At 62.5% G+C, this 11,220-nt stretch carries 8 protein-coding genes; 4 read left to right on the top strand and 4 right to left on the bottom strand.

The window, feature by feature from the left end:
• Nucleotides 1-165 precede the first annotated feature (165 nt).
• Genes WBR57_RS30160 through pcaC form a run of 4 tightly spaced genes read left to right on the top strand, consistent with a single transcriptional unit; the run spans nucleotide 166 to nucleotide 4,044 of the window.
• Nucleotides 166-1,461: an MFS family transporter gene (locus tag WBR57_RS30160; RefSeq protein WP_424089247.1), complete on the top strand. Its 1,296-nt coding sequence runs from the start codon at nucleotides 166-168 to the stop codon at nucleotides 1,459-1,461.
• A gap of 10 nt (nucleotides 1,462-1,471) precedes the next feature.
• Nucleotides 1,472-2,836: a 3-carboxy-cis,cis-muconate cycloisomerase gene (locus tag WBR57_RS30155; RefSeq protein WP_424089245.1), complete on the top strand. Its 1,365-nt coding sequence runs from the start codon at nucleotides 1,472-1,474 to the stop codon at nucleotides 2,834-2,836.
• A gap of 10 nt (nucleotides 2,837-2,846) precedes the next feature.
• The gene (gene pcaD / locus WBR57_RS30150; protein WP_424089243.1) at nucleotides 2,847-3,638 is read left to right on the top strand and encodes a 3-oxoadipate enol-lactonase; all 792 of its coding nucleotides are present in this window, start codon (nucleotides 2,847-2,849) and stop codon (nucleotides 3,636-3,638) included.
• A 10-nt stretch (nucleotides 3,639-3,648) separates the two neighbouring features.
• Nucleotides 3,649-4,044 (top strand): 4-carboxymuconolactone decarboxylase, encoded by a 396-nt coding sequence (gene pcaC, locus WBR57_RS30145; protein WP_424089241.1) that lies wholly within the window; start codon nucleotides 3,649-3,651, stop codon nucleotides 4,042-4,044.
• A gap of 133 nt (nucleotides 4,045-4,177) precedes the next feature.
• On the opposite strand, the gene WBR57_RS30140 is transcribed toward pcaC, so the two are convergent.
• The 4 genes from WBR57_RS30140 to WBR57_RS30125 all read right to left on the bottom strand — a co-directional run bounded on the left by WBR57_RS30140 (nucleotide 4,178) and on the right by WBR57_RS30125 (nucleotide 11,220).
• Nucleotides 4,178-5,077, bottom strand: a complete 900-nt coding sequence (locus WBR57_RS30140) for a polysaccharide deacetylase family protein (protein ID WP_424089239.1) — start codon at nucleotides 5,075-5,077, stop codon at nucleotides 4,178-4,180.
• An 83-nt stretch (nucleotides 5,078-5,160) separates the two neighbouring features.
• Entirely contained in the window at nucleotides 5,161-6,411 is a 1,251-nt protein-coding gene (locus tag WBR57_RS30135) for an OprD family porin (RefSeq protein ID WP_424089237.1), read from the bottom strand.
• A 193-nt stretch (nucleotides 6,412-6,604) separates the two neighbouring features.
• A complete protein-coding gene (adeC, locus tag WBR57_RS30130) occupies nucleotides 6,605-8,062 on the bottom strand; it encodes an AdeC/AdeK/OprM family multidrug efflux complex outer membrane factor (RefSeq protein ID WP_424089235.1) in 1,458 nt (485 codons plus the stop codon).
• On the bottom strand, nucleotides 8,059-11,220 hold the full coding sequence (locus tag WBR57_RS30125) for an efflux RND transporter permease subunit (RefSeq protein ID WP_424089234.1): 3,162 nt from the start codon (nucleotides 11,218-11,220) through the stop codon (nucleotides 8,059-8,061). The genes adeC and WBR57_RS30125 overlap by 4 nt, the downstream gene beginning before the upstream one ends.

Genomic DNA, 11,220 nt, shown 5'->3' with positions numbered 1-11,220 from the left:
GGGGCAAGCCCCCTCCCACATTTGATAGGCGGCGCGGTCGGAATGTGGGAGGAGGCTTGCCCCCGATTGGGCCTGCTGGGCTGCACTTCCCCAAAAGTCTGCTTGCATGACATGGTTGTTGCAAAGTATGTCTAGGCTATAACCGTTCCCACTGAGTGAAAAACCATGACAACAAAAACCAGCCACTACACCGGAGAAGAACGCAGCAAACGGATTTTTGCGATTGTCGGTGCGTCCTCCGGCAACCTCGTCGAATGGTTCGACTTCTACGTCTACGCCTTCTGCGCCATCTACTTTGCCCCGGCGTTTTTCCCCTCGGACAACCCCACCGTGCAACTGGTCAACACCGCTGGGGTGTTTGCTGCCGGGTTCCTGATGCGGCCGATTGGCGGCTGGCTGTTTGGCCGGGTGGCCGACAAGCATGGTCGCAAGAATTCGATGATGATCTCGGTGCTGATGATGTGTGCCGGCTCACTGGTCATCGCCTGTTTGCCGACCTACAACGACATTGGCGTCTGGGCGCCGATCCTGTTGCTGGTCGCGCGCCTGTTTCAAGGCTTGTCGGTGGGCGGCGAGTACGGCACCACCGCGACTTACATGAGTGAAGTGGCGCTCAAGGGCCAGCGCGGGTTCTTCGCCTCGTTCCAGTACGTGACCCTGATCGGCGGGCAATTGCTCGCGGTGCTGGTGGTGGTGATCCTGCAGCAGTTTCTCAGCGAGGACGAGTTGCGCGCCTGGGGCTGGCGGATTCCGTTCGTGATCGGCGCCGTCGCGGCGGTGATCTCCCTGATGTTGCGCCGCACCTTGAAAGAAACCACCAGCAAGGAAATGCGTGAAGACAAAGACGCCGGCAGCATTACCGCGCTGTTTCGCGACCACGGCAAAGCGTTTATCACCGTGCTGGGCTACACCGCCGGCGGCTCGCTGATTTTCTACACCTTCACCACCTACATGCAGAAGTACCTGGTGAATACGGTCGGCATGCACGCCAAGACCTCGAGCTACATCATGACCGGCGCGCTGTTTCTGTACATGTGCATGCAGCCGTTGTTCGGCATGTTGGCCGACAAGATCGGCCGGCGTAACTCGATGCTCTGGTTCGCCGGCCTTGGCACGCTGTTCACCGTGCCGATCCTGCTGACCCTGAAAACCGTCACCAGCCCGTTCCTGGCCTTTGTGCTGATCACCCTGGCGCTGGCGATTGTCAGTTTCTACACCTCGATCAGCGGCCTGGTCAAAGCCGAGATGTTCCCGCCGCAGGTGCGCGCGCTGGGTGTCGGCCTAGCCTACGCGGTGGCGAATGCGGTGTTTGGCGGTTCGGCGGAAGTGGTCGCGCTGAGCCTGAAATCCATCGGTATGGAAAACACCTTCTATTGGTACGTCACGGCCATGATGGCGGTGGCCTTCCTGTTCAGCTTGCGCTTGCCGAAACAGGCGGCCTACCTGCACCACGATCTCTAAGGGAGGGGATATGACGCTGCGCACGAGCAACCAATTGTTCGACGCTTATTTCACCGCCGACAGCATGGCCGAGGTGTTCTGCGACCAGGGACGCCTGCAGGGCATGCTCGATTTCGAAGCCGGCCTGGCCCGCGCGCAGGCCCAGGTTGGCTTGATCCCGCAGGCCGCCGTAGCACCGATCGCCCAGGCGTGCCTGGCGTCGCTGTACGACGTGGATGCCCTCGGCGTGGCGATTGCTGCGGCGGGCAATTCGGCGATTCCGCTGGTGAAGGCGCTGGGCAAGCTGATTGCCAGTGAAGACGCCGGGGCCGAGCGCTACGTGCATCTGGGCGCCACCAGCCAAGATGTGATGGACACCGGCCTGGTGCTGCAAGTGCGGCGCGCCGTCGAGTTGATCGAGAGCGATCTGGCGCGGCTGGGGGACATTCTGGCCGCCCAGGCTCAGCGTTATTCCGACGTGCCGTTGGCAGGGCGCACCTGGTTGCAGCATGCAACGCCAGTCACCCTGGGGATGAAAATCGCCGGTTGGCTGGGGGCGGTGACGCGCAGTCGGCAACGGCTTGTCGAGCTGAAACCGCGCCTGCTGGTGCTGCAATTCGGCGGCGCGTCCGGCACCCTGGCAGCCCTCGGCGAACAGGCAATGCCGATCGCCGAAGCCTTGGCGGATGAATTGCAACTGAGCTTGCCCGAACAACCCTGGCACACCCAACGCGATCGCCTGGTGGAATTCGCCAGTGTGCTCGGCCTGATCGCCGGCAGCCTCGGCAAGCTGGGGCGCGATATCAGCCTGCTGATGCAGACCGAAGCCGCAGAAGTTTTCGAACCGTCGGCACCGGGCAAGGGCGGCTCGTCCACCATGCCGCACAAACGCAACCCGGTGGGCGCCGCCGTGCTGATCAGCGCGGCCACCCGCGTGCCCGGCCTGGTGGCGACAATGTTCAGTACCATGCCCCAGGAGCACGAGCGCAGCCTGGGCCTGTGGCATGCCGAATGGGAAACCTTGCCGGAAATCTGCCGGTTGGTTTCCGGTGCCTTGAAGCAGGCGTTACTGGTGAACGAAGGGTTGGAAGTCGACCCCCAGCGCATGCGCCAAAACCTCGACCTGACCCAGGGCCTGGTGCTCGCCGAAGCCGTCAGTATCGTGCTGGCCCAGCGCCTGGGCCGCGAGACTGCGCACCATCTGCTCGAGCAATGCTGCAAGCGCGCGGTGGCAGGCGGGCGCCACTTGCGTGCGGTACTGGCGGACGAACCGCAGGTCACCGCCGAGTTGTCTTCGGCTGAACTGGACCGCCTGCTCGATCCGGCCCACTACCTGGGCCAGGCGCACACCTGGGTGACACGCGCCGTGACCGAACACTTTGCATTGACTGCCTAAGGAGGCCTTTGTGGCATTTGTACAACTCGCCGAGGGCGAACTGCATTACCAATTGGATGGGCCTGTAGGGGCGCCGCTACTGGTGTTGTCCAACTCGTTGGGCACCGACCTGCACATGTGGGATATCCAGATGGCGGCCTTTGCCGAGCATTTTCGCGTGCTGCGCTTCGACACCCGGGGCCATGGCAAATCCTTGGTCACCGCGGGGCCCTACAGCATCGAGCAGCTGGGCCACGATGTGATCGCGCTGCTGGATGCGCTGGGTATCCAGCGTGCGCATTTTTGCGGGCTGTCCATGGGCGGGCTGATCGGCCAGTGGCTGGGGATCAACGCCGGTGAGCGGTTGAACCGTTTGGTGGTGTGCAATACCGCCGCGAAAATCGGCACCCCGGACATCTGGAACCCGCGCATCGAGACGGTTCTGCGCGATGGCGCGGCCGCCATGGTCGCCCTGCGCGACGCATCGATTGCGCGCTGGTTCACCGCCGATTTCGCGGCCGCCAACCCGCACCAGGCCCAGCAGATCACCGACATGCTCGCGGCGACCGACCCGCAAGGCTATGCCGCCAACTGCGCTGCCGTGCGTGATGCGGATTTCCGTGAGCAACTGGCCTCGATCAAAGTACCGACGCTGGTGATCGCCGGTACCGAAGACGCCGTCACTCCGCCGGCCGGCGGCCACTTTATCCAGAACCATGTAAAGGGCGCCGAGTACGCCGAGTTCTATGCCGCGCACCTGTCCAACGTACAGGCCGGTGCTGCGTTCAGTGATCGGGTGCTTGAATTTCTGCTGGCCCGCTGAGGAGTCTTTTGTGGACGAGAAACAACGTTACGCCGATGGTTTGCAAGTGCGCCGCGAAGTGCTGGGCGATGCCCATGTCGACCGCAGCCTGAACGCCCTGACCGAGTTCAACAACGAGTTCCAGGAAATGATCACCCGCCATGCCTGGGGCGATATCTGGACCCGCCCAGGCCTGCCGCGGCACACCCGCAGCCTGATCACCATCGCCATGCTGATCGGCATGAACCGCAGCGAAGAACTCAAGCTGCACCTGCGCGCCGCCGCCAGCAATGGCGTGACCCGCGCGGAAATCAAGGAAGTGCTGATGCAAAGCGCGATCTACTGCGGGATTCCGGCGGCGAATGCGACGTTTCACCTGGCCGAGTCGGTGTGGGATGAGTTGGGCGTCGAGTCACGCGAAGGTTGAGCTGGAATGCGATAAAAAATGTGGGAGGGGGCTTGCCCCCGATCGCGGTGTTTCAGTCAACAGCTGTACTCACTGAGCCAGCGCTTTCGCGAGCAAGCCCGCTCCCACAACAGACCTTCACAGCTTTGAGGGGTCAGTGGGAATCCGCGTCCCACACCCAATTCCATACCCCCGGCAGATGCACGGGTTCATTCATATCCTTGACCGTACGCGCCAGCGCCGCGCGTTGCAGTGCGGCACGTTCGGTGTAGAAGGGCTCGGCAGCAGTCTTCATGCCGTTGATGCGCGCGCTGTCGAGCAGGATCTGCAGGTACTCCTGCATATGTCGTGCGGTGTAGCGGTTGATGTCATGGAAGGTCACGACCACGGGGATCACGCCGTCCACCGTCGGCAACTCTCCCAGCGCGATGCGCTCGCGCACCACCGACAGTTGGCGATAGAGGTTGGCGCGGCGCCGCGGGCTGCCATTGAAACCCCAGATCTTGCCGTCATTGGCGCTCAAATCCGTCAGCAAAACTTGCATGCCATGGCGCTGGTAGGCGGCGAAAGTGCGGTGGTCATAGTTCCAGAACGGCGGGCGCACCAGCAGGGGCGGGGTGCCAGTGATCGAGGCAATGTCCGCGGCCCCCTGGCCGAGGGTGCGTTCCAGCTCGGCGTCGCCCAGCCAGCGATGGTTGGTGTGAAACCCGGTGGCGGTGTGGAACGCCAGGATATGCCCGCCTGCGTACTCGCGCTCCATGGTCTTGCGCCCGCGCGCGCTGCCGCCGGAACGCGCCGCCTCGGTCTGCAGGAAGAACACCGCCTTGATCCCCGGCAGCACCGGGTTGTGCGCCAGGTCGGCGACCACTGAACGGCTCGGGTTGTTGTAGCCCGAAGCGCTGGGGCCGTCATCGAAGGTCAGCAGGAAGCGGATCGGCGCCTGGGCTTGCAGGCGTTGCTCGGTGTGCGGCGTCAATGCGATGGGCGCGCTTATGCAGCCACTGAGGCTCAGCGCCAGGACAAGCACAGCGAATGCGGTAGCAAGGGATTTCATGGTCTGCGCGGGCTCGGATAAAAGCCGCTGCTGGGCGGATCAGCAGCGGCAGGCGCGCACCATACAGCAAGATCGGCTGCGGTTTACAGCAGACTTATCGGATAGCTGACGATCAACCGGTTCTCATCGAATTCAGTGTTGCTGTAGTCGCGCCGCATGCTCGAATTGCGCCAGCGGACGTTGAGGTTTTTCAGGCTGCCGCTCTGCACGGTGTAGCCCACTTCGCTCTCGCGGCCCCATTCCTTGCCGTCGGTGACGGTGCCGGTGTGCACATTGCTGCCGCTGATATAGCGGTTCATCAAGGTCAGGCCCGGCACGCCGAGGGCGGCGAAGTTGTAGTCATGGCGCACCTGCCAGGATTTTTCCTCGGCGTTGTCGTAGCTGCTGTTATAGCTGTCGTTGGCCAGGGTGCCGCCGCTGGTGCCGTTGACGCGCATCCAGGCGTTGTTGCCGGTGAGTTTTTGCAGGCCGACGTAGAAGGTGTTGCCGCCATAGCGCGCCGAGAACAGGCCGGACCAGGTCTTGTTGTCAAGGTCGCCGGCGCGTGCGCTGCCGTCGTCCTTGCCGTAGAAAAACCCGAGGTTGGCGCCCAGGGTCCAGTCACCGAGGGGCTGGCTGTGGATCAGGTTGATGAATTGCTGGCGGTAGATGTCCTTGAGCTGGGCGTTCCACAGGCCGACCTGGGTGCGCTTGTCGTTGAACGCGTATTCGCCGCCCTGGAAATTGAAACGGTCGGAGGTGAAGGCGGTTTTACCGACCATCGACATGTCGGTCATGCTGCTGTCGTCGCGCGGGCTGTTGGCGCGGAACTGGCCGCCGTAGAGGGTCAGGCCGTCGATTTCCCTGGAGGTGATCTGCCCGCCGCGCAGGGTTTGCGGCAGGGAGCGGCCATCGTCCGAACGCAGGATCGGCAATACCGGCATCCATTCGCCGACCTTCACTTCTGTCTTCGACATCCGCGCCTTGAAGGCCACCCCGAGGCGCCCGAACTCATCCGCCGGGCGCCCGTCGTGGTCCAGCGGCAACAGCTGGGTGCCCCCCGTGCCGCGCCCGCCATCGAGCTTCAGTGAGTACAGCCCCAGCACGTCCACGCCGAAACCGACCGTGCCCTGAGTGAAGCCGGACTTGGCGTCGAGGATGAAGCTCTGCGTCCACTCCTGCGCGCCGCCCTGGGTTTTGGTCGGGTTGGTGTAGTTGCGGTTGAAAAAGAAATTACGCAGGTTGAGGTTAGCGCTGGCGTCTTCCAGAAAGCCGTGTTCTTGCGCGACAACGGGTAAGGCAAGACTGGCGACAGCGGTTGCCAGCAAGAGCCGGCGCGGGTGAAAGGTGCTCATGGTGTTGGACCTGTTGTTATTGGGTTTATGCAGGTGGCGGCCATGGTGCGGGGCGGTGCGGGGGCGGTGAAAGTGGGGGAGAGCGGGTTGTGGGCGATGATCGAACGTAAGTTGTCATGCCGCTATGGATAGGTATCGGGCATAAAAAAACCGCCTCCCGTAAGGGCGGCGGTTTTTGTTTACTGCACCGTTATCAGAACAACTTCAACGGCGGTGCTTCTTCTTTCAACGGTTCGTTCTGCGCGGTCTGCTCGTTCCAGCCACCGCCGAGGGCCTTGTACAGGTTGACCTCGCTGTTGAGCTGCGCCAGGCGGTCGGTGATCAGCGATTGCTGGGCACTGAACAGTTGGCGCTGGGCGTCGAGGAACGTCAGGTTGCTGTCGACACCAATGCGGTAGCGACGCTCGGCCAGGCGGTAGTAATCCTGGTTGGCCGCGACGAAGCCACGTTGGGCGTCCAGTTGCTGCTTGTAGGTTTCCCGCGCGGCGAGGCCGTCGGAGACTTCCTGGAAGCCGGTCTGGATTGCCTTCTCGTAGTTGGCCACGTTGATCTCTTTCTGGATCTTCGAGTAGTCCAGGCTCGCGCGCAGGCTACCGGCATTGAAGATCGGGATGTTGATCTGCGGGGCAAACGACCAGGTGCCCGAACCGCCTTTGAACAGGCCGCCCAGGGTCGGGCTGGCGGTGCCGGCGCTGGCGGTCAGGCTGATGCTCGGGAAGAACGCAGCACGGGCCGCGCCGATATTGGCGTTGGCCGCCTTGAGGTTGTACTCGGCCTGCAGAATGTCGGGACGACGTTGCAGCAGGTCCGAGGGCAACCCGGCCGGCACTTCGCTGAGCAGGTCATCCGACAGCGGCTTGCTGGCGATATTCGCCGGCAGGCCGGTGCCCAGCAGCAGGGTCAGGTTGTTCTCATCCTGAGCCACCTGGCGGGTGTAACGCGCCAGTGCCACACGGGCGTTTTCGACCGAAGTACGTGCCTGGCTCAAGTCGAGGGCCGAGGACACGCCGACTTCGTTGCTGCGCGAGGTCAGCTTGTAGCTCTGCTCGAACGCCCCGAGGGTGTCCTGGGTCAGCTTGAGCAGCTCCTTGTCGGCCTGCCAGGTCAGGTAGGCGTTGGCCACACTGGCCACCAGGCTGATCTGGGTGCTGCGACGCGCTTCTTCGGTAGCGAAGTACTGTTGCAGCGCTTCTTCACTGAGGCTGCGAATGCGACCGAACAGGTCCAGTTCATACGCGCTGATCCCGAGGCCCGCCGAGTATTGGCTGGTGATGCCCGCTTCGCCGGTCTGCGACAGCTTGGCCGGAGTACGGGTACGGCTGCCGCTGCCCGTGGCCGAAATGGCCGGGAACAGGTCGGCACGCTGGATCTGGTACTGCGCGGCGTAGGCGTCGATGTTCAGGGCCGCGACGCGCAGGTCACGGTTGTTGACCAACGCGGTCTGGATCAGCTGTTGCAGGGCAGGGTCGTGGAAAAACTGCTTCCAGCCCTGCTCGGCAGCGGCCTGGCCCGGCGCCTGGGCCGACGAATACGCCGGCCCCTGCGGGTACTGGGCTGCTACCGGCGCTTCGGGGCGCTGGTAGTCAGGTATCAGCGAGCAGCCACTGAGCACGAATGCCGTGACGGCTAGGGAAAGTAGCGACTTGCTCATTGGCCAGCCTCTTTAGGAGTTTCAGGGGTATCAGTCTTTTTGCGCTCGCCGGCGGACGACACGGTTGCAAAGAACAGTGGCACCCAGAAGATCGCCAGGACAGTGGCCGTGATCATACCGCCAATCACGCCGGTACCGATTGCGTGCTGGCTGCCTGAACCGGCGCCCGAGGAGATCGCCAGCGGCAGTACGCCGAGGATGAACGCCATGGAGGTCATGATGATCGGCCGCAGACGCATGCGGGAGGCTTCGATGGCCGCCTCGACGATGCCTTTGCCCTGTTCGTGGAGTTCTTTGGCGAACTCCACGATCAGGATGGCGTTCTTCGCCGCCAGGCCCACCGTTACCAACAGGCCTACCTGGAAGAACACGTCATTGGACAGCCCGCGCATGCTGGTCGCAATCAATGCACCCACCACACCCAGCGGCACTACCAGCACCACCGCAATCGGGATCGACCAGCTTTCGTACAGAGCCGCGAGGCACAGGAACACCACCAGCAGCGACAGGGCGTACAGCGCAGGCGCCTGGGAGCCGGACAGGCGTTCTTCATACGACAGGCCCGTCCAGGCGTAGCCGATACCCGCCGGCAGTTGCTTGGCGATGCGCTCGACTTCGGCCATGGCGTCACCGGTACTGTAGCCCGGTGCCGGGGTGCCGAGGATTTCCATCGCCGCCACACCGTTATAGCGCGAGAGTTTCGGCGAACCGAAGATCCACTTGCCCGAGGCAATGGCGGACAACGGCACCATCTTCCCGGAGTCGCTGCGCACGTACCATTTGTTCAGGTCTTCGGGCGACATGCGGCTGGCGGCTTCGCCTTGCACGTACACCTTCTTCACCCGACCACGGTCGATGAAGTCGTTGACGTAGCTGCCACCCAGGGCAATCGCCAGGGTCTGGTTGATGTTCGACAGCGTAATGCCCTGGGCACTGGCCTTCTCGTCGTCGACGGTAAGCTCGTACTGCGGCTCATCGTTCACGCCGTTGGGGCGCACACCGGCCAGGATCTTGCTCTGGGCAGCCATGCCGAGGAACTGGTTACGTGCATCCATCAATTTCTCATGGCCGACGCCGCCCTGGTCTTGCAGGAACACGTCGAAACCGGTGGCGTTACCCAGCTCGAGTACAGACGGCGGCACGATGGCAAACACCATGGCGTCCTGGAAGGTCTGCATGAAGTAGCCCTGGGCGCGCTTGGCGATCTCGAACACCGAGTTGGACGCATCGCGCTCATCCCAGGACTTGAGCATCACAAACGCCAGGCCGGAGCTCTGGCCGCGACCGGCGAAGTTGAAGCCGTTCACGGTAAACACCGATTTCACGCCTTTGCCTTCGCCCGGCTCGCCTTCCTTGTCGTTGAGCAGGTAGGCGCGCATGTCGTCGATGACTTTTTGCGTACGTTCAGCCGAGGAACCGACCGGTGTCTGCACCTGGGCGAAGATCACGCCCTGGTCTTCGTCGGGCAGGAACGCGGCAGGAATGCGCATGAACAACCAGATCATGCCGGCGAAGATCAGTGCGTACACCAGGAACGCCGGGATCTTGTGCTTGATCATGTTGCCCACGCCGCGCTCGTAGCTCAGTACGCCACGGTCGAAGGTGCGGTTGAACCAGCCGAAGAAACCACGCTTGGGTTGGCCATGTTTTTCCGGGTCGATCGGCTTGAGCATGGTGGCGCACAAGGCCGGGGTAAAGATCAGGGCAACCAGTACCGACAGCGCCATCGCCGAAACGATAGTGATGGAGAACTGTTTGTAGATCACACCGGTGGAGCCGCCGAAGAAGGCCATCGGCAACAGTACCGCCGACAGTACCAGGGCAATACCCACCAGGGCGCCCTGGATCTGGCCCATGGACTTGACCGTCGCCTCTTTCGGCGACAGGTGTTCCTCGGCCATGACCCGCTCGACGTTTTCCACCACGACGATGGCGTCATCCACCAGCAAGCCGATGGCCAGGATCATGCCGAACATGGTCAGGGTGTTGATGGTGAAGCCGAATGCCGCAAGGATCCCGAAGGTACCCAGCAAGACCACCGGTACCGTCATGGTGGTGATGATGGTGGCGCGGAAGTTCTGCAGGAACAGGAACATCACCAGGAACACCAGCACGATCGCTTCGATCAGGGTGTGAACCACACCGGAGATCGATTCGGTGACCACCGGGGTGGTGTCATATGGCACCACCGCCTTCATGCCAGGCGGGAAGAACGGTTCCAGCGACGCCACGGTGGCGCGGATGGCCTTGGCGGTGTCGAGGGCGTTGGCGCCCGACGCCAGCTTGATCGCCATCCCGGACGCCGGGTTGCCGTTGAACTGTGCACTGATGCTGTAGTTCTGGCCGCCCAGTTCGATCCGTGCGACGTCATGCAGGCGAACCTGGGAACCGTCGGCATTCACCTTCATCAGGATGTTGCCGAACTGCTCAGCGGTCTGCAGGCGCGTCTTGCCGATGATGGTGGCGTTCAACTGGTTGCCGGGCAGGGCAGGCAGGCCGCCCAATTGACCGGTGGCTACCTGGACGTTCTGCGCCGAAATCGCGGTGCTGACGTCGACCGGGGTCAGCTGAAAGTTGTTCAGCTTGGCCGGGTCGAGCCAGATACGCATGGCGTACTGCGAACCGAACACCTGGAAGTCACCCACACCCGCGGTACGCGAGATCGGGTCCTGGATGTTGGACACGATGTAGTTGGAGAGGTCGTCCTTGGTCATGCTGCCGTCTTCCGACACCAGACCGATTACCATCAGGAAGTTCTTCACCGACTTGGTCACGCGGATACCCTGCTGCTGCACTTCTTGCGGCAGCAATGGGGTCGCCAGGTTCAGCTTGTTCTGTACCTGAACCTGGGCGATGTCCGGGTTGGTACCCTGGTTGAACGTCGCGGTGATGGTCATGCTGCCGTCGGAGTTACTGTCCGAGGCGACATAACGCAGGTTGTCAATACCGTTGAGCTGTTGCTCGATCACCTGCACCACGGTGTCCTGCACGGTTTGTGCGGACGCGCCTGGGTAGGTCACCTGGATATCAATGGCGGTTGGCGCAATGGCCGGGTACTGGTTGATGGGCAACTTCAGGATCGACAGTGCCCCGACCAGCATGATCACCAGGGCAATTACCCAGGCGAAAATGGGACGGTCGATAAAAAATTTCGACAT

It is taken from the genome of Pseudomonas sp. (assembly GCF_049590575.1).
Taxonomy (GTDB): Bacteria; Pseudomonadota; Gammaproteobacteria; order Pseudomonadales; family Pseudomonadaceae; genus Aquipseudomonas.
The sequence above is the reverse complement of the archived record's forward strand: the minus strand, read 5'-3'. Positions and strand labels throughout refer to the sequence as shown.

Bases quoted from the DNA above. Each gene is read 5' to 3' on its own strand.
- adeC (WP_424089235.1), bottom strand. From the start codon at position 8,062: ATGAGCAAGTCGCTACTTTCCCTAGCCGTCACGGCATTCGTGCTCAGT.
- WBR57_RS30155 (WP_424089245.1), top strand. From the start codon at position 1,472: ATGACGCTGCGCACGAGCAACCAATTGTTCGACGCTTATTTCACCGCC.
- WBR57_RS30140 (WP_424089239.1), bottom strand. From the start codon at position 5,077: ATGAAATCCCTTGCTACCGCATTCGCTGTGCTTGTCCTGGCGCTGAGC.
- WBR57_RS30135 (WP_424089237.1), bottom strand. From the start codon at position 6,411: ATGAGCACCTTTCACCCGCGCCGGCTCTTGCTGGCAACCGCTGTCGCC.
- WBR57_RS30125 (WP_424089234.1), bottom strand. From the start codon at position 11,220: ATGTCGAAATTTTTTATCGACCGTCCCATTTTCGCCTGGGTAATTGCC.
- WBR57_RS30160 (WP_424089247.1), top strand. From the start codon at position 166: ATGACAACAAAAACCAGCCACTACACCGGAGAAGAACGCAGCAAACGG.